This is a genomic window from Methylobacterium sp. Leaf113 (genome assembly GCF_001423325.1).
Lineage (GTDB): Bacteria > Pseudomonadota > Alphaproteobacteria > Rhizobiales > Beijerinckiaceae > Methylobacterium.
Genome location: NZ_LMNJ01000045.1, coordinates 185,319 through 206,556 on the forward strand (window position 1 = coordinate 185,319; position 21,238 = coordinate 206,556).

Below are 21,238 nucleotides of genomic sequence, written 5' to 3' on the forward strand. Positions count from 1 at the left end.
CTATCCTCCCGCGTCTCCCGCCGGCAGGGTTATCACGACCGAAAGGCCGGGGGCATGGTCTTCGAGGGCCAATGTCCCCTGATGCAGACGCACCACCGCGTTGACGAGGCTGAGGCCGAGACCGAATCCGGGTTGCGAGCGGGCCTCTTCCAGGCGGACGAAGCGGTCGAGCACCCGCCCCCGTGCGTCGGAGGGGATCCCGGGTCCCGAATCCGAAACGCTGAGGCGCAGGGTGTCGCCGGTCCGAACGGCCGACACGCGGATCTCGCCGTCCGGACCTCCGTACTTGACGGCATTGTCGACCAGATTCGCCACGGCCTGACCGACCAGTTCGCGGCTGCCCCGCAGGGTCAGCGGGTCGCCTTCGGTCACCACGACGAGGGCGAGCCCGTGCTCCGAGGCCAGGGGCTCGTACAGCTCCGCCACCGCCTGCACCACCGCACCGACGTCGAAGACCTGGAACTCCTCGCGGGCGCTCGCGCCTTCGAGGCGGGCGATCATCAGGAGGGCGTTGAAGACCCGGATCAGGCCGTCGCTCTCCTCGATCACGCCCTCCAAAGCGGTACGCAGCGCCTCGGGCGACTCGGCGCTGCGCAAAGCCTCCTCGGCCCGGTTGCGCAGGCGGGTCAGCGGGGTCTTCAGGTCATGGGCGATGTTGTCGGAGACGTCGCGCAGGCCCCGCATCAGTTCGCCGATTCGCTCCAGCATCGCGTTGAGATTGCGCGCGAGGCGATCGAGTTCGTCGCCGTTGCCCGCCACCGCGAGGCGTCCGTCGAGGTCGCCGGCCATGATCCGGCGGGTGGTCTCCGTCATGGCATCGACCCGCTTCAGCACGCGGCTGGCGATGAACCAGGCGCCTACCACGCCGAGCACCACGACGAGACCCACCGAGGAGCCGAAGGTCCGCCCGATGACGGAGCGCAGGCGGTCGCGCTCTTCGACGTCGCGCCCGACCAGGAGCCGGAAACCGCCCGGCAGTACGAAGATCTGCATGATGGCGCGGTGATCGAGGCTCTGCGATCCTCCGTTGCGGGCGTAGTCGGCTTCCGTCTGCCCCGGATCGACGATGAGACCGGTCGGAAGCGCCGCGATGTTGCCGACGAGGCGCTCGCCGGCCGCGTTGGTGACGAGGTAGAGGGAGGCCCCGGGTTCGCCGGCCCGGCGCTCCACCGCGGCGATCAGTCGGCGCAGGCCCCCGACCTTGTACTGCTCGGACAGGCCGTTGATCTCGGCCTCGATGGTAGAGACCATCTGGTCGTCGAGGACCCGGCTCGCATTCCAGGCCACGTAGCCCAGAGCCGCCAGCGCGCAGGTGGCGAACACCAGCAGGTAGGCGACGGAGAGCTTGAAGGCCGTGGTGCGGAACAGGTTGCGCAGGCGCCCGCCGGGGGCGTCGTCGAACGTCGTCACGGCGCCGTGCCGTGCCCGCGCACCTCGTCGACCCGCAGCACGTAGCCGGTCCCGCGCACGGTGTGGATGATCGGGTGCTCGAAATCCTTGTCGACCTTGGCGCGAAGGCGCGAGACATGCACGTCGATGACGTTGGTCTGCGGATCGAAATGATAGTCCCAGACATGCTCCAGCAGCATCGTCCGGGTCACCACCTGGCCGGCATGGCGCATGAGGTATTCGAGCAGGCGGAATTCGCGCGGTTGCAGCACGATCTCCTGTCCGGCCCGGGTGACGCGATGGGACAGGCGGTCGAGTTCGAGATCGCCGACCCGGTAGGCCGTCGCCTCCGCCGCCGCGCCCGAACCGGCCCGGCGCCGGGCCAGCACCTCGGTTCGGGCGAGCAGTTCGGAGAAGGCGTAGGGTTTGGGCAGGTAGTCGTCGCCGCCGGCGCGAAGGCCCTTCACGCGGTCGTCCACCTGGCCCAGGGCAGAGAGGATGAGGACGGAGGTGGTCACCCCCTGCTCGCGCAGGGAGCGAATGAGGGACAGGCCGTCGAGCTTGGGCAGCATGCGATCGACGATGAGCACGTCGTAATCGCCCCCCTGCGCCATGGCGTAGCCATCGAGGCCATCGGAGGCATGGTCCGCGGTGTGGCCGGCTTCCCGGAAGGCCTTGACCAGGTACGCGACCGCCTCGCGGTCGTCCTCGATGATGAGCAGACGCATGGGACGGAGTGATAGGGGCTCGCCCGGGATTACGAAACCGCCTTGTCCGGTCACGTTCATGCTGCGCCCTCCGTCCGCGATCCAAGACCGGGACGGTAGGAGCGCAACCGTTGCGCGAGGCTGGCGGCAACATGACGCTTTGGTCATGTGCGGACCGGAACGCGGATGAGACGGACGGCCGGAGGACGCCGCGTCCTACTGCGGGCGCAGGCCTGGGGCGGAGGCGCCGTCGCGGGCGGACAGCCGCTCGCGGGCCCAGCGGCGCAGCAGCTCTTCCTCGTAGCCGAAGCTGCCGGTGGCCGCCGCGCCGCGCGCGCCGAACAGGAAGTTGATGTCGGTCAGGCGCTCCTCGCCGGAAGCGATCCGTCTTTTCCCGCGCCCCAGATCGTAGCGCAGGCGGATGGCGGGCGGCGTCACATCGCTGACCAAGCGCAGGCCGGAGGGGATGTTGAGGTCCGGCCGTACGAATCCGGCCCGGTCGATGTCGAGGACGTCGACGACGAGCGTGTCGTCCGGTCCCATCACCCGGAGGGCGGACGCCTCGATGATCCGGCGGATCTCGGCCAATGTTCCGCGCAAGGCCGGTCCCGAACCGTACCGGTCGTCGGCATCGGTGTAGCGCTCCGGTGCCACGAAACGGACCGTGACTCGGGCTTGCGCGGGGGTGGCCGAAGCGGGACCCGCGAGGCTGAGGCTCGGAAGGGCGAGACCCATGAGACCGAGTCCACCGACGGCAACCAGCATCGCCAGTCTGGCCCGTCCGCCGGCAGCCATCTCAGTATCCGTTCTTCACCTGCGCGAGGGCGCGCGTCAGACCCTCCGCAATCACCTCGCGCTCCGGGGGCGAGGCGTCGCGCGCCACCACGACGAATTCGCGACGCGATTCGAGGGTGAGGCTCTGCATGCCGTACTCCTCGTCCTCGACCCGGGTCAGCTTGGTCCAAAGGGGATTGAAGCGCCATTCCCGCCGCTCGCCGCGATGGGTGACGCGGGCGAGCATCACTTCAATCGGGGTGATCACCACCTCCTCGAAGGAGCGTCCGCGCCGGAAGCTGGCCTTGAGGGCGACATACAGGGCGATCATGTCGAGTCCGAAGAACCCGGCCACAGGCCAAAAGCCCGCCCGCACGCAGGCGATCGAGGTCACGAGGGAGACGGCGCAACACAGGCCCATCACGATGCGGAAGCCGTCGGGGCCGAGCGACTGGTGCGGCCGGATGGTGGCCTGGAACACGGGCCGATCCATGCTGTCGGGATCGAGGCCGTCCGGATGCCGGCCGATCCGTGGAACGTGATGATTGCCGCTCGCCATGCAGGGAATATAACGCGCAGATGCCGAGCCGACAGCCGACCAGACCCCGGAAATCATCGATCTCCGCGCGCCTCGCCGCGCCGATCGTCGCAGCGGTACCCGCAACGCCCGAACCGGTGGGACCCGAGACGGTCACCGAGATTTTTTCGCGGCTGCGCGCCGCCAACCCAGAACCGCGGGCGGAACTGGAGTTCCAGAACCCCTTCACCCTGCTGGTGGCTGTGGTGCTCTCGGCGCAGGCGACGGATCGCAGCGTCAACCTCGCCACCGCGCCGCTCTTCGCCATCGCGGACACCCCGGAGGCGATGCTGGCCCTGGGTGAGGAGCGTGTGCGGGACTTCATCCGCACCATCGGGCTGTTCAACACCAAGGCGAAGAACGTGATCGCGCTGTCGCGCCTCCTGGTGGAGCGCCATGGCGGACAAGTGCCCCGCGACCGCGCGGCGCTGGAGGTGCTGCCGGGAGTCGGCGCCAAGACCGCGAGCGTCGTGCGCAACGTCGCCTTCGGCGAGGAGACAATCGCGGTGGATACCCACATCTTCCGGGTCTCGAACCGCATCCCCCTGGTGGTCGCGCCCACCACCGACAAGGTCCAGGCCGGGCTGGAGGCGATCGTGCCAGCGCCCTACCGGCTGAACGCCCATCATTGGTTGATTCTGTTCGGACGTTACATCTGCAAGGCGCGCAAGCCCGAGTGCTATCGCTGTCCGATCGCCGACCTGTGCCGATTCCCAGCCAAGACACCGGCTCCCTCGGCACCGGCTCCCCCGACGCCATCAGCCTGACGCTCCGATCGGCCGCGCGCGAAAAGCCTCCGATCGCTCGCCCGGCTCTCCCCAGGCGGCATGGGACCCATCCGGCCAACGCGTTGTGCTGCCAGCTTGCTTCGGGTAGTTTGCGCCACGGTCGCGGAGGCTTTCGACGTACGACGTGTCTCTCGGCCCGGCCTCTCTCTCTGGCCGCCACGCCGCGGATTCCGCATCGTTCGCTCGCAAGGAGTCACGGCCCATGGACTTCCTCAAACCACGGTACACGCCTATGAACCGCCGCCGTCGCATCTACGAGGGCAAGGCGAAGGTCCTCTACGAGGGTCCCGAGCCGGGAACGCTCATCCAGCACTTCAAGGATGATGCCACCGCCTTCAACGCGCAGAAGCATGACGTCATCGACGGCAAGGGCGTGCTGAACAACCGGATTTCCGAGTTCGTCTTCCAGCATCTCAACGACATCGGCGTACCCACGCACTTCATCCGCCGCCTCAACATGCGCGAGCAGCTGATCCGCGAAGTCGAGATCATTCCGCTCGAAGTGGTGGTGCGCAACGTCGCCGCCGGCTCGCTCGCCACGCGCCTCGGCCTCGAGGAAGGCACGCAGCTGCCGCGCTCGATCATTGAGTTCTATTACAAGAACGACGCGCTCAACGATCCGATGGTGTCGGAAGAGCACATCACCGCCTTCGGCTGGGCGACGCCCCAGGAGATCGACGACATCATGGCCCTGGCCATCCGGGTCAACGACTTCCTGTCCGGGCTCTTCCTCGGCGTCGGCATCCGTCTGGTCGACTTCAAGATCGAGACCGGCCGCCTGTGGGAAGGCGATATGATGCGCATCGTCGTCGCCGACGAGATCTCCCCGGATTCCTGCCGCCTGTGGGACATCAAGTCGTCGGACAAGCTCGACAAGGACCGTTTCCGCAAGGATCTCGGTGGCCTGATCGAAGCCTATACCGAGGTCGCCAAGCGTCTTGGTATCATGTCCGAGAACGAGAAGGTTCAGACCGGCGGTCCGCGCCTGGTCCAGTAGGCCCGTTCAGCGCGCGCGTATCGGGCCGGCCCCGGGCCAGCCCGGCCGCAGGCGGGCATAGGTGCCGAGATCGGGGTCGAACCCGGGATGATAATGGGGGTCCTGCGCCAGCAGCGGCCCCCATCGCTTTTGAAAGGCCACGACCTCGCGCCCGTGGCGGGCACGCGCAGCGAGCGTCCAGCGCCGGCTCGCAGCCTCGTCGTGCCGCAGCACCGCCCCCGGGACGAACAGGGTGCGATACCCGGCCGCGTTGAGGCGCAGGCACAGGTCGACATCATTGAAATCGACCGCGAAAGCCGCTGAATCGAAGCCCCCGACCGTCGAGAACTTGGCGGCCTCCACGACGAGGCAGGCTGCCGTGACGGCCGAGACCTCGCGCGTCGCCCGCAGGCCCGCGAGGTAGCCGGGGGCATTCCCGGCAAAGAAGCGATGCGCATGCGTGACGAGGCCTCCGGGGCCGAGCAGCACGCCGCCATGCTGAATCCGGCCCTGCCCATCGAGCAGCTTGGCGCCCACCGCCCCCACATCGGGCCGCAGGGCCTCGCGCACGAGGCGTTCGAGCCAGTCCGGATGCAGCGCTTCCACGTCGTTGTTGATGAAGGCGAGAACCCGGCCCCGTGCGGCGCCGGCGGCCGCGTTGTTCATCCCGGCAAAGTCGAAGGGGCCCGGACACGGGATGATCCGGGCCACGCCCCGCGCCGTCAGATCCCGGAAATACCCCAGGGTCTCGGGCTCGCGACTGTCGTTATCGCAGATGAGGATTTCGAGCCGCGGCCAGTCTGTGCGGTCGATCAGGCTGGTCAGGCAGGTTCGGAGGAGGTCGACGCGGTCGCGAGTCGGCACGATCAGGCTGACCAGGGGATGTGGTTCCGGCAGCGGATGCGACAGCCGCCGGATGCCGTCCGGCTCAATGGTGATCGCGATCGCGTGTCCACCGCTCCGGTCCAGGCTTCGACGCAGGATTGCGGCCTGATCCGGGTCGCCGGCCGGAGGGCTCTCCGCGGGATCGCTTCGGGAGAGGATGCCGGGCAGATGCGCGATGGCTTGGCGCCCGAAATGCCGGGCCGTGCGCAGCACGAGTTCGAAGGCCCCGCTGGCGGCGTCGTCCGGGCCGACGATGGCCGCGAGGGCGCTTCGGCGGATCGCCAGGACCGGTCCGATATAGTCCACGGCCATCAGGTATTCGGGATCGAAGGCGGGGCGCAGCAGCGGCGTCGCGGCACCGGTCACCGGCCCGAGCAGCGCGTCGCCATAGACGAGTTGGATCGTCGGAGCCTGGGCGAAAAGTTCAGTCAGGCGATCGGTCGCTCCCGGCACGAGGGCATGTCCCGGTGCCGTCAGGACAAGGATCGAGGCCGAAGCCGCCGCACGGCCCAGACAAGCCGCGGCACGGCCCGAAAAAGCCGCTGCAAGGCGCAAACTTGCCAAATCTCCCGGGAGGAGAATGGCCACATCCTCGACGTCGGTTCGAGCAAATTCGGTCGCGGTTCCAGCGAGGAGTCGCGCCTGGACGGCCGGCGAAGCCTGGAGCGATCCATGATCGAGGCCGAACAGGGCCGCTCTCGCCTGCTGCGCCCGGACCCGCTTGCCCGCCAACCGTGCGCGCAGAATCGCGACAGTTTCGCGGGGAGATCGCGCGAGGATCGCGGCGGCCCTCAGCCAGCGCACAGGCGCCGCTTCCCGCGCGGCCGTCGCGAAGGCCAGGGCGGGCGACGCCTCGCCCGCCACCGGCCTATTCAAGGTCTTCCCCGAAAGTCGTGAGCGACAAGGCCGGATGGTAATAGGGGTCGTGCCGGATGGTCCCGCCCCAGCGCGCGACGAAGCGCTCGGCCTCTTGCTCGAAGCGGAGCCGGGCCGCGCCGATCGCCGGGCCACGACTGGTCGATTCGAGGTGGGCCATGACGGCACGGGGCGTCCAGATCGTGCGGTAGCCGGCGGCGGCGAGGCGCAGGCACACATCGACATCGTTGAAGTCGATGGCGAAGGTCTCCGCATCGAGGCCACCGACGGCGTCGAACTTGTGCCGCTCGACGGCGAGGCAGGCGGCGGTCACGGCGGAGACCTCATGAGCCACCCGCTTTCGGCCGAGGACGCCCGGACTGGCCGCCGGACGGCGACGCAGGATGTGGCCGGCCCTGCCTCCGAGACCGACCACGACGCCGGCATGCTGCAGGGTTCCGTCCGCGTAGAGCAGCTTGGCACCGACCGCGCCGATCTCGGGCCGGCAGGCCTGCCGCACCAGAACCTCCAGCCAATCCTCACGCAGCACCGCCACGTCGTTGTTGAGGAGGACGACCACCGATCCGCGCGCAGCGGCCACGCCGGCATTGATCATCGCCGAGAAGTTGAAGGGGCCGGGATGGGACAGGATGCGGACGCGCGAATCCTGCTTCAGGCCGTCGTAATAGGCGAGGACGGCGGGATCGACGGAGCCGTTGTCGACGATGACCAGTTCGATCGCCGGGTAGGCCGTCCCATTGAGGACTCCATCGGCCGCGACCCGGATGAGATCGAGACGATCGCGCGACGGGATGATCACGCTGGCCAGGGGTGGCGGCTCCGGCAGGGCCCAGAGGAGGTCGAAGCCGCGTGGATGGGCCTCGACCCGCGCCGGGAGGCGGTGCGTGTCGAGATACCTCTGAAGAACGGCGGCGTGGCGTTGCCCGGCATCCGAGTCGGGCACCTCTCCCTGCGAGAGGATTCGCGGCACATGCGAGACCCGCGCACAGGAGACCGCGCCGGTGGCGTTCAGAGCCAGGCGGAGGGGGAACGTATCCTGAGCGTCCAGGGGCAGGGCCTGCAGGCTTTCCAGCAACGCGCCGGCATAGAGCGTGGGTGTGCCCATATAGGCGGTGGTGAGGGCGAGATCGGGACTCCAGTCCGGCTTCAGTCGCGCGCTCTCGGGCGTCCCAGCTCCGATGCAGGCGTCGGCATAGATCATCTCCGACGCCGGCGCGTCCGACAGGGTGCGGACCAGGATCGCGAGAGCGTCGGGATCGAGCCTGTCACCGGGAGTCAGCAGGGCCGCCACCTCGGCCCGCCCGACGAGATCGCCGAAACACCCGGCGGTCGGCCACCGGCCCTCTACGATGCGGGCATCGGCGGGGATCGGATCGGCGCCCGCGTGATCCCAGGCCACGTGAAGGCGCCAGGCGGAAAACCGCTGGGCCTGGAGGCTGCGTATCGTCTCGGCGACCCGTTCGCCTTCCTCGCGCCGGGCCGGAAGGATCAGTTGCAGCGTGGGGCCTGCCGGAACGGGGCCGCGATCGGCGCGCGTTCGGTCCCTCGCCCAGGCATCGAAGGCTCCGCGCGGCGTGACGGCGCAGCTACCGCGCAGGATGTCGCGATAGCGCCGCTCATGGCGCCTCAAGCGGTTATAGCCCGCCGCGATGGCGCGCAGGGGCCGCTTGCGCAGGCACTCGCCGAACAGGCTCGCCTCGGAGCGTAGGCCGACCCGTTCCAACTCGAAGCCGCGCCCATCGATGGCGAGGTCCACCGCCGCGCAATCGGCCGGCAGGTAGCCAAGCCAGACGGCTGCGCCCTGGACCGGTGCCGGCAGCACGAAGGTTTCACAGCGGCCGTCGTCACGGGTGAGGCGTAGAAGCGGGCGCAGCGGCCGGGGCACCGGGTCGCCGCGGTAGGTCAGCACGATCCAGCGTCCGCGCGCCGGCGCCGAGAGGCCGAGACGCCGGTCGAAGACGGGATCCTGCGTGGGATCGAGCGTGAAGGCGACGGAGCGACCCAATTCGGTCAGGACATCCCCCGCACGCGTTCATTCTTCACTCTGCCGCGTCCTTGTTGGGCGTGGCGACGCGGTCTTCGGACGTCGCGGCGGCGACGGGAGGCTTTCTCTTGCGGGGTGCCGCACGCTGCGGTGCGGCGCCGAGCCTGACCTCGATGTCGTAGTCGCGCGCCAGGGCGGCCGGAACCGTGAGGTTGTCCTCGACGAAAGAGAACAGCCCCTGCGCCTCCCCAGGCGATACCGTCACCGACACCCGGTGAACGCGCGACGTCACCGTCTTGTCCCCCGCCTTGATGGCGATGGTGACAGGCGCATCGAAGCGACCGGGCTTGCCCAGCGGGCCGAGCAGAACGTGCCCCTCGACCCCGACCTTGACCGAGATCGATCCGTCCTGGAGCCTCGCACATTCGCGGGCGAGGCGCCCGAGCGTTACCTGATGGCGAAGGCTCGCACTGTCGCCGCTGCGGCCGCCATAGGCCTGGGTCGCCGCGCCGCCTTCCGGCACCGCCACCGTGGGGCAGTAGGGTGGGTCGCTGTCGTCCGGCTGAGACGGCGGCACGGTGGTCCCGCCGTACTTGAACATGTTGGTGAAGATGTTGCCCTCTTCCGCCCGAGCCGTGTCGGCGCCGACGAGGCTCGCCGCCAGAGCGACCGCCAGGAGGAACCCGAGACGCTGCCCGCCCGCGCGTCGGCTTTTATCCATGCGTTTGCTCAGATCCATTGCCCAGATCCAACTTGATTGCCCGGCACGCTTTCCGAATCCAACCGGCATCGCACGCCCGACCCCTGTGAAGCGCATCACTTCAGGCTGTCGAAGCCCTGGCCGAAGCCCTTCATCGAGAGCGGGATGCCGACACCCTCCTCGGGCGTCTGGAAGACGATGAAGGTCGCCTGCGCGCCAGCGCTGAACTGCTTGATCAAGCCGTCATCCATCACGACTTCGGCGACGCAGCCGGTGGTCAGGCAGCGCACGAAGCCGGCCCGGCCCACATCCGTCTTGTCGATCTTCAGCCCGAGACCGGACGGCAGCAGGACCCCGAGCGGGGCGACGACGCGCAGAAGGTAGCCGCGATTGTCGGCCGTCTTCAGCACGATGACCACGAGGGTCAGGTTCGGCCGATCCTCGGCCGCGAGATACTGCACCAGGGCACATTGCTCGGCCTTCGCGCCGGCCGGCGTCTCGCAGCGCAACTGCCAATCGCCGAAGGTGTTTCGGACCATGCCCTGAGCGGAGGCACCCTCCGTGGCGAAGACGACGATCAGCATCGCCGCGCCAAGCGCGCCTGCCGCGACACCCCGGGCGACCAGGCCGCGTGCGCGCTGCACCATTCCACGAAACCCCACGCGTCGACCCTTTCGTCTGGCCCGATGCCCCGCGAGCCGTTAACCGAAAACACGGGTGTTCCGACCATGCTGGGCCATTGCCTGTCAAGCGAAGGCCGGCCCATGGGAACCGACTATCGCGCCGCGCGTACAGCCTCTAGTGCTGACCGCCACGCTTGACCGCCAAGCTTGCTCGCCAACGGACGAATCCATGCGACTGCGCGCCCCACTCCTGTTCGCCACTCTTGCCTTCGCCGGACCGGCCGTCGCCGAGCCGTTGCCCGTGGGCGAGACGACCTACATCGAACGCTCGCTGAACCGGGACGGTCCGCTGGTGATCGAACACCGGCCGATCGCCCGGACGCCGGGCGGACGCCGGGCCGGAAACGCCGCCGAGCTGGCGGGCTTCTGCCGGGAGGGCGGCATCATCCGCAGACGGGACGAATTCGGCCAGCCGGTGATCCTGCGCCAGCGCGAGGTTTGCGATAACGTCGCGCCGCGCACCCTCAACCCCGGCGACGTCGATCCCCGCCCCACCTGGCCGGCCGAGCAGGTCGTTCGCGGCCGCGTCCTGCGCGCAAGAGGCTGAGGCTTGCGGCTGCCTCAGCCGTAACGGTGGAGGGTGGCTCCGTTGCGCTTCAGCCAGCGCTCGGCTTCGTCCACGTGCGGGCAGAGTGATCCGACGAGGGTCCAGAACCGTGCCGAGTGATTCATCTCGCGCAGGTGACCCATCTCGTGCGCCACGAGGTAATCGAGCACCAGCGGCGGCGCCAGGATGAGCCGCCAGGAGAAGTTGAGTTCGCCCCGGGCCGTGCAGGAGCCCCAGCGGCTCCTGGTATCCCGCAGGGTGATGCGCGTCGGCCCCTGCCCGAGGGCCTCGGTATACCGGGCGACGGCCTCGGTGAGGTCGCGCCGGGCTTCCCGTTGCAGGAAATCCCCGACCCGTCGCCCGATATGCGGCGCGTCGCAGGCCACGGACAGCACAGGCTCACCGCCGGCATGCTCCAGGCGGGTAATGCCGCTGCGTTGGTCGCGATGGACGATCCGATGCGGGACGCCGCGGACTGGAAGCACCGCGTCGGGCGTGAAGGCCACCTTCTCGGGCATCCGGGCGAGGCGTGCGGCGATCCAGCCGCCGTGGCTGACCGCGAAGGTCCGGGCGACGCCGACCGACGTCCGGGTCGGCAGGGTCATCACCACCTCGCCGGTGGCGCTGGAGACGCGCAGGGTCAGGCGGCGGGCCGTCGGCCGACGCCGCAGCAGGACACGCAGGCTCTCGCCCTCGTGTACGATGTCGAGGTGATCCGGGTCCGCCCCGCGCAGCAACGCCAATCGCATGACGCCAGCTTAACCGCTGTCGCGGGCCTCCGCCATCGATCCGCGCACCGCAATCCTCAGGTCTGAGCTTCGGGGGCCGGCCCGTCGATCGCCGCGCCGTTCCCGTCCGCGGCGCCCGAGGATCGCCCCATATCCCGGATGAAGGCTGCGATCCGCGGGGCGATGACGGTGCGGTAGCGCGAGCCGTTGAAGACGCCGTAATGCCCGACGCCCGTCTGCAGGTGATAGGCCTTGCGTTCCGGCGGTAGGTTCGGCGTCAGGTCGAGGGCGGCCTGGGTCTGGCCGACGCCCGAGATATCGTCGTTCTCGCCCTCGATGCAGAGGATGGCGCAGCTGCGCACGGCGCCGAGATCGACCCGCGTGCCGCGATGGATCATCGTCCCCTTCGGCAGGGCATGGTCGACGAACACCGTCTTGACGGTCTGGAGATAGAATTCGGCCGTGAGGTCCATCACAGCGAGGTATTCGTCGTAGAACTCGCGATGCCTTTCGGCCGAATCGCCATCCCCGGTGACGAGATGGTCGAACATCTCCGCATGGGCGTTGACGTGGCGGTCGAGGTTCATCGCCATGAAGCCCGAGAGCTGGAAGAATCCCGGATAGACCCTGCGCCAGACGCCCGGATAGGCGGCTGGAACCGTGGTGATGCAGTTCCGCTCGAACCACGCGGTGCCGCGCTCCTGGGCCAGGCAGTTCACGGCGGTGGGCGAGCGCCGGGTGTCGATGGGGCCGCCCATCAGGGTCATCGAATCCGGCACCGGAGCGTGGCCCTGCGCCTCCATCACCGCGATGGCGGCGAGCACCGGCACGGCCGGCTGGCATACGGCCATCACGTGCAGGTTCGGCCCGAGGTCGCGGAACAGGTCGATGAGATAGTCGATGTAGGTGTCGAGATCGAAGCGCCCGGCGGCGAGCGGCACCATGCGGGCATCGGTCCAATCGGTGATGAAGACCTGATGATGCGGCAGCATCGCCTCGACGGTGCCGCGCAGGAGCGTGGCATAGTGGCCCGACATCGGCGCCACGATCAGCAGCTTGGGCTGCGGCTCGGCGAGTCCGCGGACGAAGCCGCGATCGAAGGTGACAACGCGGCAGAATGGGCGCTCCCACACCACGCGCTCGCTCACCGGCACCGACACGCCATCGATGATGATGCTGGTGAAACCGAAGCTCGGTTTGCCGTAGCGCCGTGTGACGCGTTCGAACATCTCGCAAGCGGCCGCCATAGAGCGCGCATAGGGCGAATAGGCCAGCGGGTTGGCCGGATTCTGCAGGCTGTGCCGCGCCATGTCGGCGGCCAGACGCGCCGGCGCCGTCATGAGTCGGGCCGCTTCGTACCAGAAATAGGACAGGTTCATGATCTGCTCCGCCGCCTTCGGGCCGCGCGTCTTACGAGCCTTCCATGGGCCGAAGTGCGCCGCCCGGCTCGTCCGCGATTCGCTTGGCGCCGATCCACCCGGTCCGAACTAGCGCAAATGCCCGGTCGACAAGAGCGATCTGCTGACCCCAGAGGGATAGACGCGAGACAACCCGGCCCTATCGTTCTTCTGACATGATCGACATGAGCACCAACGGCTTCGTCCGTGACGCCAGGCATCTGCGTCTCGATACTTTCGTCCGGCTGCGATGGCTCGCCATTACCGGGCAGAGTGCGGCGGTGGTCGGAGCGCAGTTCGGCCTCGGCCTGCCGCTTCCGTTCGGCTGGTGCTTCCTGGTCATCGCCACCTCGTCCTGGCTCAATCTCGCGCTCCGCATCCGGTTTCCGGCGAGCTATCGCCTCAGCGACGATTCGGCGGCCCTGCTCCTGGCCTTCGACATCGTTCAGCTCGCCGCCCTGCTGTTCCTCACCGGCGGGCTGCAGAACCCCTTCTCGCTTCTGTTCCTCGCTCCCGTCCTGATCTCGGCGACGGCGCTGCCACCGGAGCGGACGCTGGCGCTCGGCCTGCTCGCCATCGGCCTCGCCACCCTGCTGGCGCTGGTCCACCGCCCCCTGCCCTGGTTCGCCGACGGCCGGCTCGAACTGCCGTTCCTCTACATTTCGGGCATCTGGACCGCGATCCTGCTCGGAACCGCCTTCACGGGCGTCTATGCCTGGAAGGTGGCGGAGGAGACGCGCCAGCTCGCCCAGGCACTCGCCGCCACCGAATTGGTCCTGGCGCGCGAGCAGCACCTGTCGCAGCTCGACGGCTTGGCGGCGGCGGCGGCCCACGAACTGGGAACGCCCCTGGGGACCATCATGGTGGTGACCAAGGAGCTGACGCGCCAATTGGCCACGACCGCCAGCCCGGCGGTCCGCGAGGATCTGGCGTTGCTGCGCGATCAGGTCGATCGCTGCCGCGGCATCCTCTCCAAGCTGACGTCCCTCGACAGCGACGAGACCGGTATTCTGCAGACGGTGAGCCTAAGCCACCTCGTCGAAGAGCTCGTGGAGCCTCAGCGCGCCATGGGGATCATTCTCGACGTCTCGAATCAGGGCGAAGGCCCGGAGCCGGCCTGCCGACGCAACCCCGGCGTGATGTTCGGACTCGCCAACATCGTCGACAACGCGGTCGACTTCGCCACATCGCGGGTGATCATCGAGGCGCGTTGGACCCTCGAACGGGTCTGGCTCGAGATCCGCGATGACGGACCGGGCTTCTCCAGTGAGGTTCTGCTGCGGGCGGGCGAGCCTTACGTGACCACCCGCAGCCCGGATCGGTCGCACAGCCCGGACAGTACGGGTGCGGGGCTCGGCCTCGGACTTTTCATCGCCAAGACACTGATCGAACGCTCGGGCGCGCAGTTGACGTTGTCGAACGTCTCGCAACACGAGGCGACTGGCGCAGTCGTCCGCATCAGCTGGGCACGCCACATCTTCGAGCGGGACGCCATCGCGCTGCATCATGCGCAATTGAATCGTGGGCAACCCCTAACCGAAACCGGTGCGACACCTATATAAACGTCAGATGAAAACCCGATCGCAATTGGTTCAGGACAGACGGAGGAGCGTCGGATGCTGACGCATACCGGAACAACGGCGCCGAGTGCCGATATCGCGCAGCTTGCCGACAACGATCCCTTGGCGGCCTTTACGGACCGCACGCTGTTGATCGTCGATGACGACAAGCCCTTTTCCACGCGCCTCGCCCGCGCCATGGAGATGCGCGGCTACGAAGTCCAGGTGGCCGAGAGCGTTGCCGAAGGCGTGTCTTTCGTCGACGTTCGCCCGCCGGCCTTCGCGGTGATCGACATGCGCCTGGGCGACGGCAACGGGCTCGACGTGATCGCTCGCCTGAAGGAGCGTCGCCCCGAAGCGCGCGGCGTCATTCTCACCGGCTACGGCAATATCGCAACCGCGGTGACCGCGGTGAAGCTCGGTGCGTTCGACTACCTCGCGAAGCCCGCCGATGCCGACGAAATCCATGGAACGCTGATGGCACAGCCTGGGGAACGGGCCGATCCGCCCGAGAACCCGATGTCGGCCGACCGGGTGCGGTGGGAGCACATCCAGCGAGTATACGAACTCTGCGGACGGAACGTTTCCGAAACGGCACGCCGGCTCAACATGCATCGTCGTACGCTTCAACGCATCCTGGCCAAGCGCGCGCCGCGCTGAACATCGCTGCTCGTAAGACCCGAAGGGTCAACAGGGGCGACGTTGCGCGACCAGCCCGGTTCGCGCTACGTCGCCCTTTCTGATGGGAGCGCCGAGTCTCTCGGCGTGACGCCCGCAACGGGACTGACAGCTTTGAACACGCGCAACCTCATCACCATTCTCAGCATGATGGTGCTCGTCGGCACGGAAGTGTTCGCGGTCGCCATCGCGGCGGGCTGGGCCCTGGCCGGTATGTTCGATCTCGGCGAGACCGTGGGGCATGTCCTGATGGCGGTGTTCAGCCTGTTCGCCGCCTGGGTGATGCTGCAGCTCTGGCGCCGCGCCACCACCATCGAGCCCCTTCGGGATCGCAAATCGGCGACGCGCTGAACCGATCCGTTCGCTTCGACGACCCTGAACGGCCCCTCCGGGGCCGTTTCGCGTTGCCTGTCCGGCATTTCCCGATTATCGGCAGGGTGCCCCGACACGAGATGAGTTCGACCCCATGAAAGCACGCATCATCGTCACCCTGAAGACCGGCGTGCTGGACCCGCAGGGCAAGGCGATCGAGGCGGCGCTGACCTCGTTCGGTCTCGCCGGTATCGATAGCGTGCGCCAGGGCAAGGTCTTCGACGTCGAGATCGCGGGTGACGACCGTGCGGCAGCCGAGGCGACGCTGAAGAGCGCTTGCGAAAAGCTGCTCGCCAACACCGTCGTCGAGAACTACGCCATCGAGATCGCCTGATGCGCGCCGCCATCATCGTCTTCCCGGGTTCCAACCGCGATGCGGACGTGTCCCGGGCCCTCACCCAGGCCGGCGCCGACGTCGTCAAGGTCTGGCACGCCGACACGGAGCTGCCGGCTGGAACCGATCTGGCGGTGCTGCCGGGGGGCTTCTCCTATGGCGATTATCTGCGCTGCGGCGCCATTGCGGGCCGCGCGGCCGCGATGGATGCGGTCCGCGCCCATGCGGCCCGCGGCGGCCTCGTGCTCGGCATCTGCAACGGCTTCCAGATCCTGTGCGAATCGGGCCTTCTGCCGGGCGTCCTGATGCGCAACGTCGACCGGCGCTTCATCTGCCACCGCCAGCTTCTGCGGATCGAGCGCGCCGATACCCGCTTCACCTCGGCCTATACCAAGGACCAGGTCATCGACGTCTGCGTCGCCCACGGCGAGGGGAACTACTTTGCCGACCCGGACACGATCGCCCGCCTCGAGGGTGAGGGCCGGGTCGCCTTCCGCTACAGCGACGCCGCCGGAAACCTGACGGTGGATGCCAACCGCAACGGTTCGCTGAATTCGATCGCGGGCATCTATTCCGAGCAGCTCAACGTGCTCGGGCTGATGCCGCATCCGGAGAACTTCGTGGAAGGTCTCGTGGGTGGAACCGACGGGCGAGGGCTCTTCACCAGCCTGACGGCTTAGCCCGCGCCATTCTGCACCCCTGCCGAGAGCGACCGTCCAGGATATCGGGCGGTCTCTCGGTTTCGATTCAAGAGCGACGGCGCTCCCGCTCGCTTCAGAGAAATCACGCCCTCGACGAGAGGTCGAAACACGGGCGTTTCAGTGCCCGTCGAATTCCATCAGGGTTCGCACCGGAACGTCGAGATCGCGCAGCTTCTGCGCGCCGCCGATATCCGGCAGGTCGATGACGAAGCAGGCCGCCACCACCTCGGCCCCGATCAGGCGCAGCAGATTCACCGCAGCGCAGGCCGTGCCGCCCGTGGCGATGAGATCGTCCACCAGCAACACCCGATCGCCCGGCTTGATGGCGTCGACGTGGATTTCCATCTCGTCGGTCCCGTATTCGAGCGCGTAGGCGATCGACACGGTGGTGTGCGGGAGCTTGCCCTTCTTGCGGATCGGCACGAAGCCGGATGACAGCTGGTGCGCCACGGCCCCGCCAAGGATGAAGCCCCGGGCCTCGATCCCGGCCACCTGATCGATCCGGCCGCCGGCGAAGGGATGGACGAGCGCATCAACCGCGCGCCGGAAGGCCCGCGGATCGCTCAGCAGCGTGGTAATGTCCCGGAACACGATCCCGGGCTTCGGATAGTCCGGGATCGAGCGGATCGAATCCTTCAACGCGATATGGCGGCGGGGTTCCATGCGGGCGGCCTTTGTCGAGGGAGTGGGAAGCGCGACGGGACGGTGCCCTCAGGCGTTGGCACGTCGCAGGAGCTTCACGAGTTCGCCATGCAGGGTTTCATTGCCGCAGGCGACGGAGCGGGCGGCCAGCGGCTCGGCGCCGCCATCCGCGCTGGTGACGAACCCGCCGGCCTCGCGCACCAGGATGATCCCGGCTGCGAAGTCCCAGGTTTGCAGATCGCGTTCCCAGTACAGATCGGACCGGCCACATGCGACGTAGGCCATGTCGAGGGCCGCTGAACCGAAGCGGCGGGCGCCGCCGGTCACCGCCATCACGGCCGCGACCTCGCGCAGGAGCTTCGGGTGATCCCCCCGGCCCAGATAGGGCGAGCCGTAGGCCACCAGGGCGTCAGCCATGTCGATCCGCCCGGAGACGCGCAGGCGCCGATTGTTCAGGTAGGCCCCCTTGCCGCGCTCCGCCACGAACAGCTCGTCCTTGGCCGGATCATAGATCACGCCGGCCACGATCTGGCCCTCGCGCTCCAGGCCCACCGAAATCGCGAAATGCGGAATGCCGTGCAGGAAGTTGGTGGTGCCGTCGAGCGGATCGACGTGCCAGGTGTGGCTCTTGTCGGCCCCCTCAATGTTGCCGGTCTCCTCCAGGATCAGTCCGTAGCCGGGGCGCGCCTTCATCAGCGCATCCTTCAGGACTTCCTCGGCCTTGCGGTCGGCCGCCGACACGAAGTTTCCCGGGCCCTTGCGCGAGACCTGAAGGTTCTCGATCTCGCCATAGTCGCGCTTGAGGCCACGGGCCGCCTTGCGGACGGCGTCGACCATCACGGTCATGAGGGGTGAGCTGATCATCGATCTGCAGGTCCAAGTCGGTTCAAAGAACGTCGATGCCCGGACCGTGGGTACGAAGACCCTGCAGTCCGGGAGATTTCGCGCGGCCATAGCACGTTTGCGCGCGGACTCACCCCCCGGTCTTGGCGGGGCCGTCCTCCGGGTGAAGCTAGTTCACCCTGGCGCGCTCGGCGGCGAGGGCTTCCGCCCGGCTGCGCTCGGCCGCATCCAGCGTCTTCAGGTTGTCGTCGAGCCAGGGGTCCGAGAGTCCCTGCGCGGAGGCCGCGAGGTTCCAGGCCGCCGCTTCGACCAGATTCTTCTGGACGCCGCGCCCAACCACGAACAGCCGGGAAATCCGGTTCTGCGCGATGGCGTTGCCCCGCGCCGCCGCGTGCTGGAAGTAGCGTGCGGCCCGACCCTCGTCCTTGGGCAGACCGATGCCGTTGAAGAGCAGGATGGCGAACTCGACCTCACCGGCGAGATCGCCGTTATCGGCGGCCCGGCGGAACCACTCGGCTGCCTGGGTCGGGTCTTTCGGGACACCGCGGCCCTGGAGGTAGAGAACGCCGAGATCATGCTGGGCCGCGCCGATCTCGCCCTCGGCGGCCTTGCGGAACAGGGTGGCAGCCCGGGCCTGATCGGGTTCCGTACCGGTCCCCAGAAGGATCAGGGCGAGGTTATAGGCCGCCGTGGTGTCACCCTTGTCGGCGGCCTTCTCGAGCCACTGCCGCCCGGCCTTCAGATCCTTGGCACCGCCGCGCCCATCGATCGACATCAGGCCGAGGGAGGCCATGGCGTGGACATCGCCCTGCGCCGCTGCGAGGCGATACCACTCGGCCGCCTTTACGGGGTCCTGCTTCAGGCCAAGCCCCTGGTTGTAGAGTTCGCCCAAGAGCGTCATCGCCGCCGCGTCCTTGGGGTCGGCGGCGATCCGCTTCGTCGCCTCGCGGAAGGCCGTGGTGTACTGCCCGCGCTGGTAGGCGCCGAAGGCGGTATCCACCGGCTTGTCGCTCGGCTTGGACGTGAACGGCACCACCCGAGCGGCGTTCGGCGAGTAGGGCGTCGGCAATTCCTTGAGGGGCGCCGTGAAAATCTCGCGCGTCGCGGGCTTGGCCGCTTCGGGCGAGAGTGAGGACGCGGCGCGGACCTCGGAGCCGCAGAGCGCCAGGGCCAGGAAGCCGAGCGCCAGCCTCACGAGGCGGCGTCCCGCGCTGCCGCTGCGATCCGCGCCTGACCGACCGCGGCCTGGATCGCGGTCACGTCGGCCTGGTCGCCGATCCAGAGCGCGCTCTCGAGACCGAGAAATTCGGCTCCGGTCTCGAGAATGGGGCCGATCTCGTCCTGCGTATGCGCGACGGCGATGCAGGGCGTCTCGAAGATCTCGGTCCACCAGCTCGCACGCTCGATGACCGTCGCGGCTTCGGGTGCGATTCCATCGGCGTAGAGACCGCCGAACATCACGTAGTCGACGCCGGCCTCACCGGCCTCCATCGCGGCGTGCTTCTGTTCGTGGCCGCCCGCGCCGAGGATGCGTCCATCGGCGAGGCGCTCGCGCAGGTCGCGCAAATCGCCGTCCCGCGCCTTGTCGAGATGCACGCCGTCCGCCCCGCCGCGCGCCGAGACGCTGACGAGATCGCCGGCAAAGCCCGTGCAGGCCACCACCACGGCGGCCCCGGCTTCCTGCGCCACGGGCGCCAGACGCTTCACCAGATTGACGAGGCTGCGCTCGTCGGCGGGGGCGAGTCGCAGCAGGACGGCCGCGACATCGCCGGCCGCGCAGGCCGCCGTGATCGCGGCGGCGAGCGCGTCGGCGTCACCGGCCTCGACCCGGTGCGGGCTGAGCAGGGCGAGGCGGGTGCGGGGTTCCGACATCGAGGGTCCTTTCGCGGGCCTCAGCCCGCCGCCCCGATCTTCGGATCGAGGGAGCCGTTGGCGTAGCGCTTGGCCATGGTCGCCACGGAGACCGGACGGATTTTCGAGCCCTGTCCGGCGGTGCCGAATTCCTCGAAGCGCTGGCGGCACAGCTTCGTCATCGCCTCCATGGCGGGCTTCAGGTACTTGCGCGGGTCGAACTCCGCCTTGTTCTCGGCCAGGATCTTCCGGATCTGGCCCGTCATCGCCATGCGGTTGTCGGTGTCGATGTTGATCTTGCGCACGCCGTGCTTGATCCCGCGCTGGATCTCCTCGACCGGCACGCCCCAGGTCGGCTTCATCTCGCCGCCGTACTGGTTGATGATGTCCTGCAGGTCCTGCGGCACCGACGAGGAGCCATGCATCACGAGGTGGGTCGTCGGCAGCCGGCGATGGATCTCCTCGATCACGTTCATGGCCAGCACGTCGCCATCGGGCTTCCGAGTGAACTTGTAGGCCCCGTGCGAGGTGCCCATCGCCACCGCGAGGGCGTCGACCTTGGTGGCTTCGACGAACTTCACCGCCTCGTCCGGATCGGTCAGGAGCTGGTCGTGGCTGAGCACGCCTTCTGCGCCGTGGCCGTCCTCGGCCTCACCCTGCCCGCTCTCGAGCGAGCCGAGCACGCCGAGCTCACCTTCCACCGAGACGCCGGCCCAGTGGGCCATCTTGGTGACGTTGCGGGTGATCTCGACGTTGTAGTTGTAATCCGCCGGAGTCTTGCCGTCGGCCTTCAGCGACCCGTCCATCATCACCGAGGTGAAGCCGTACTGGATCGCCGTGGCGCAGGTCGCTTCGTCGCTGCCGTGGTCAAGATGCATGCAGACGGGAATGTGAGGATAGATCTCAACCAGACCGTCGATCAGCTTGGCCAACACGATGTCGTTGGCATAGGCGCGCGCGCCTTTGCTCGCCTGGAGGATGACGGGCGAATCCGTGGCATCCGCCGCCGCCATGATGGCGAGCCCCTGCTCCATGTTGTTCAGGTTGAACGCCGGCACACCGTATTCGTGCTCGGCGGCATGGTCCAGGAGCTGCCTCAGGGTGATGCGGGCCATGGATTTCTCCTCAGATACGATCGCCGCCGAGGCGATCCGTCGATTATTGCGCCGAAGCGCACGGTCATTCGAATTTGGTTCGTCTTTTCGGACCTTTGGCGATCCGTTGCAACTCTCGCGGGACAGCAATCC

The 21,238-nt window shown here is 68.1% G+C and carries 23 protein-coding genes; 8 read left to right on the plus strand and 15 right to left on the minus strand.

The genetic code is table 11. The features are described 5' to 3' along the window. The 4 genes from ASF60_RS18950 to ASF60_RS18965 all read right to left on the minus strand — a co-directional run bounded on the left by ASF60_RS18950 (position 1) and on the right by ASF60_RS18965 (position 3,429). Positions 1-1,410 (minus strand): HAMP domain-containing sensor histidine kinase, encoded by a 1,410-nt coding sequence (locus ASF60_RS18950; protein ID WP_056188688.1) that lies wholly within the window; start codon positions 1,408-1,410, stop codon positions 1-3. After that, entirely contained in the window at positions 1,407-2,117 is a 711-nt protein-coding gene (locus tag ASF60_RS18955; RefSeq protein WP_056188692.1) for a response regulator transcription factor, read from the minus strand. The genes ASF60_RS18950 and ASF60_RS18955 overlap by 4 nt, the downstream gene beginning before the upstream one ends. Before the next feature lie 195 nt (positions 2,118-2,312). Next, positions 2,313-2,891: a DUF3016 domain-containing protein gene (locus ASF60_RS18960; protein ID WP_244478504.1), complete on the minus strand. Its 579-nt coding sequence runs from the start codon at positions 2,889-2,891 to the stop codon at positions 2,313-2,315. A 1-nt stretch (position 2,892) separates the two neighbouring features. Continuing rightward, positions 2,893-3,429, minus strand: a complete 537-nt coding sequence (locus ASF60_RS18965) for a DUF2244 domain-containing protein (RefSeq protein ID WP_056188694.1) — start codon at positions 3,427-3,429, stop codon at positions 2,893-2,895. Between the two features lie 20 nt (positions 3,430-3,449). Here ASF60_RS18965 and nth point away from each other — a divergent pair, with 20 nt between their 5' ends. Beyond that, complete coding sequence (nth, locus tag ASF60_RS18970; protein ID WP_082508074.1) at positions 3,450-4,214, plus strand: endonuclease III; 765 nt, start codon at positions 3,450-3,452, stop codon at positions 4,212-4,214. Positions 4,215-4,437: 223 nt separating this feature from the next. Further along, positions 4,438-5,232 carry a phosphoribosylaminoimidazolesuccinocarboxamide synthase gene (gene purC, locus ASF60_RS18975; RefSeq protein ID WP_055955211.1) on the plus strand — a complete coding sequence of 265 codons (795 nt, stop codon included), beginning with the start codon at positions 4,438-4,440 and terminating at the stop codon, positions 5,230-5,232. Positions 5,233-5,238: 6 nt separating this feature from the next. On the opposite strand, the gene ASF60_RS18980 is transcribed toward purC, so the two are convergent. The 4 genes from ASF60_RS18980 to ASF60_RS18995 form a co-directional block, all read right to left on the minus strand. Then, a complete protein-coding gene (locus ASF60_RS18980) occupies positions 5,239-6,960 on the minus strand; it encodes a glycosyltransferase (protein WP_244478505.1) in 1,722 nt (573 codons plus the stop codon). Between the two features lie 4 nt (positions 6,961-6,964). Next, positions 6,965-8,977: a glycosyltransferase family 2 protein gene (locus ASF60_RS18985; RefSeq protein ID WP_056188700.1), complete on the minus strand. Its 2,013-nt coding sequence runs from the start codon at positions 8,975-8,977 to the stop codon at positions 6,965-6,967. 34 nt (positions 8,978-9,011) lie between these two features. After that, positions 9,012-9,677 carry a hypothetical protein gene (locus tag ASF60_RS18990; RefSeq protein WP_056188977.1) on the minus strand — a complete coding sequence of 222 codons (666 nt, stop codon included), beginning with the start codon at positions 9,675-9,677 and terminating at the stop codon, positions 9,012-9,014. Positions 9,678-9,772: 95 nt separating this feature from the next. After that, the gene (locus tag ASF60_RS18995; protein WP_244478510.1) at positions 9,773-10,240 is read right to left on the minus strand and encodes an invasion associated locus B family protein; all 468 of its coding nucleotides are present in this window, start codon (positions 10,238-10,240) and stop codon (positions 9,773-9,775) included. A 268-nt stretch (positions 10,241-10,508) separates the two neighbouring features. Here ASF60_RS18995 and ASF60_RS19000 point away from each other — a divergent pair, with 268 nt between their 5' ends. Then, positions 10,509-10,886 (plus strand): hypothetical protein, encoded by a 378-nt coding sequence (locus ASF60_RS19000; RefSeq protein WP_156634300.1) that lies wholly within the window; start codon positions 10,509-10,511, stop codon positions 10,884-10,886. Between the two features lie 14 nt (positions 10,887-10,900). Here the strand turns inward: ASF60_RS19000 and ASF60_RS19005 are convergent, their stop codons facing one another. Both ASF60_RS19005 and ASF60_RS19010 read right to left on the minus strand, forming a co-directional pair. Continuing rightward, positions 10,901-11,635 (minus strand): M48 family metallopeptidase, encoded by a 735-nt coding sequence (locus ASF60_RS19005; protein WP_056188703.1) that lies wholly within the window; start codon positions 11,633-11,635, stop codon positions 10,901-10,903. Between the two features lie 56 nt (positions 11,636-11,691). Next, positions 11,692-12,993 carry a polyhydroxyalkanoate depolymerase gene (locus ASF60_RS19010; RefSeq protein ID WP_056188707.1) on the minus strand — a complete coding sequence of 434 codons (1,302 nt, stop codon included), beginning with the start codon at positions 12,991-12,993 and terminating at the stop codon, positions 11,692-11,694. Between the two features lie 194 nt (positions 12,994-13,187). Here ASF60_RS19010 and ASF60_RS19015 point away from each other — a divergent pair, with 194 nt between their 5' ends. From ASF60_RS19015 to purQ, 5 genes are all read left to right on the plus strand, one after another. After that, the gene (locus tag ASF60_RS19015; protein ID WP_056188712.1) at positions 13,188-14,573 is read left to right on the plus strand and encodes an ActS/PrrB/RegB family redox-sensitive histidine kinase; all 1,386 of its coding nucleotides are present in this window, start codon (positions 13,188-13,190) and stop codon (positions 14,571-14,573) included. Positions 14,574-14,627: 54 nt separating this feature from the next. Continuing rightward, complete coding sequence (locus ASF60_RS19020; RefSeq protein ID WP_056188715.1) at positions 14,628-15,230, plus strand: ActR/PrrA/RegA family redox response regulator transcription factor; 603 nt, start codon at positions 14,628-14,630, stop codon at positions 15,228-15,230. A 132-nt stretch (positions 15,231-15,362) separates the two neighbouring features. Then, on the plus strand, positions 15,363-15,599 hold the full coding sequence (locus ASF60_RS19025; RefSeq protein WP_056188718.1) for a hypothetical protein: 237 nt from the start codon (positions 15,363-15,365) through the stop codon (positions 15,597-15,599). Positions 15,600-15,714: 115 nt separating this feature from the next. Then, positions 15,715-15,954 (plus strand): phosphoribosylformylglycinamidine synthase subunit PurS, encoded by a 240-nt coding sequence (gene purS / locus ASF60_RS19030; protein ID WP_056188721.1) that lies wholly within the window; start codon positions 15,715-15,717, stop codon positions 15,952-15,954. Continuing rightward, a complete protein-coding gene (gene purQ / locus ASF60_RS19035) occupies positions 15,954-16,634 on the plus strand; it encodes a phosphoribosylformylglycinamidine synthase subunit PurQ (RefSeq protein WP_056188724.1) in 681 nt (226 codons plus the stop codon). The genes purS and purQ overlap by 1 nt, the downstream gene beginning before the upstream one ends. A 138-nt stretch (positions 16,635-16,772) precedes the next feature. Here purQ and ASF60_RS19040 read toward each other — a convergent pair whose 3' ends face one another. The 5 genes from ASF60_RS19040 to fba all read right to left on the minus strand — a co-directional run bounded on the left by ASF60_RS19040 (position 16,773) and on the right by fba (position 21,106). Beyond that, complete coding sequence (locus ASF60_RS19040; RefSeq protein ID WP_056188726.1) at positions 16,773-17,318, minus strand: adenine phosphoribosyltransferase; 546 nt, start codon at positions 17,316-17,318, stop codon at positions 16,773-16,775. 48 nt (positions 17,319-17,366) lie between these two features. After that, a complete protein-coding gene (locus ASF60_RS19045) occupies positions 17,367-18,161 on the minus strand; it encodes an inositol monophosphatase family protein (protein ID WP_056188728.1) in 795 nt (264 codons plus the stop codon). A 148-nt stretch (positions 18,162-18,309) separates the two neighbouring features. Then, the gene (locus ASF60_RS19050; protein ID WP_082508075.1) at positions 18,310-19,335 is read right to left on the minus strand and encodes a tetratricopeptide repeat protein; all 1,026 of its coding nucleotides are present in this window, start codon (positions 19,333-19,335) and stop codon (positions 18,310-18,312) included. Beyond that, entirely contained in the window at positions 19,332-20,012 is a 681-nt protein-coding gene (locus ASF60_RS19055) for a thiamine phosphate synthase (RefSeq protein ID WP_056188730.1), read from the minus strand. Before ASF60_RS19055 ends, ASF60_RS19050 begins: the two co-directional genes overlap by 4 nt. Before the next feature lie 20 nt (positions 20,013-20,032). Then, entirely contained in the window at positions 20,033-21,106 is a 1,074-nt protein-coding gene (gene fba, locus ASF60_RS19060) for a class II fructose-bisphosphate aldolase (protein ID WP_056188733.1), read from the minus strand. Between the last annotated feature and the right edge of the window lie 132 nt (positions 21,107-21,238).

Bases quoted from the DNA above. Each gene is read 5' to 3' on its own strand.
- ASF60_RS18960 (WP_244478504.1), bottom strand. From the start codon at position 2,891: ATGGCTGCCGGCGGACGGGCCAGACTGGCGATGCTGGTTGCCGTCGGT.
- fba (WP_056188733.1), bottom strand. From the start codon at position 21,106: ATGGCCCGCATCACCCTGAGGCAGCTCCTGGACCATGCCGCCGAGCAC.
- ASF60_RS18965 (WP_056188694.1), bottom strand. From the start codon at position 3,429: ATGGCGAGCGGCAATCATCACGTTCCACGGATCGGCCGGCATCCGGAC.
- ASF60_RS18955 (WP_056188692.1), bottom strand. From the start codon at position 2,117: ATGCGTCTGCTCATCATCGAGGACGACCGCGAGGCGGTCGCGTACCTG.
- ASF60_RS18995 (WP_244478510.1), bottom strand. From the start codon at position 10,240: ATGCTGATCGTCGTCTTCGCCACGGAGGGTGCCTCCGCTCAGGGCATG.
- ASF60_RS19055 (WP_056188730.1), bottom strand. From the start codon at position 20,012: ATGTCGGAACCCCGCACCCGCCTCGCCCTGCTCAGCCCGCACCGGGTC.
- purC (WP_055955211.1), top strand. From the start codon at position 4,438: ATGGACTTCCTCAAACCACGGTACACGCCTATGAACCGCCGCCGTCGC.
- nth (WP_082508074.1), top strand. From the start codon at position 3,450: ATGCCGAGCCGACAGCCGACCAGACCCCGGAAATCATCGATCTCCGCG.
- ASF60_RS18990 (WP_056188977.1), bottom strand. From the start codon at position 9,677: ATGGATAAAAGCCGACGCGCGGGCGGGCAGCGTCTCGGGTTCCTCCTG.
- purQ (WP_056188724.1), top strand. From the start codon at position 15,954: ATGCGCGCCGCCATCATCGTCTTCCCGGGTTCCAACCGCGATGCGGAC.
- ASF60_RS19015 (WP_056188712.1), top strand. From the start codon at position 13,188: ATGATCGACATGAGCACCAACGGCTTCGTCCGTGACGCCAGGCATCTG.
- ASF60_RS19010 (WP_056188707.1), bottom strand. From the start codon at position 12,993: ATGAACCTGTCCTATTTCTGGTACGAAGCGGCCCGACTCATGACGGCG.
- ASF60_RS19005 (WP_056188703.1), bottom strand. From the start codon at position 11,635: ATGCGATTGGCGTTGCTGCGCGGGGCGGACCCGGATCACCTCGACATC.
- ASF60_RS19045 (WP_056188728.1), bottom strand. From the start codon at position 18,161: ATGATCAGCTCACCCCTCATGACCGTGATGGTCGACGCCGTCCGCAAG.
- ASF60_RS19020 (WP_056188715.1), top strand. From the start codon at position 14,628: ATGCTGACGCATACCGGAACAACGGCGCCGAGTGCCGATATCGCGCAG.
- ASF60_RS19040 (WP_056188726.1), bottom strand. From the start codon at position 17,318: ATGGAACCCCGCCGCCATATCGCGTTGAAGGATTCGATCCGCTCGATC.
- purS (WP_056188721.1), top strand. From the start codon at position 15,715: ATGAAAGCACGCATCATCGTCACCCTGAAGACCGGCGTGCTGGACCCG.
- ASF60_RS19000 (WP_156634300.1), top strand. From the start codon at position 10,509: ATGCGACTGCGCGCCCCACTCCTGTTCGCCACTCTTGCCTTCGCCGGA.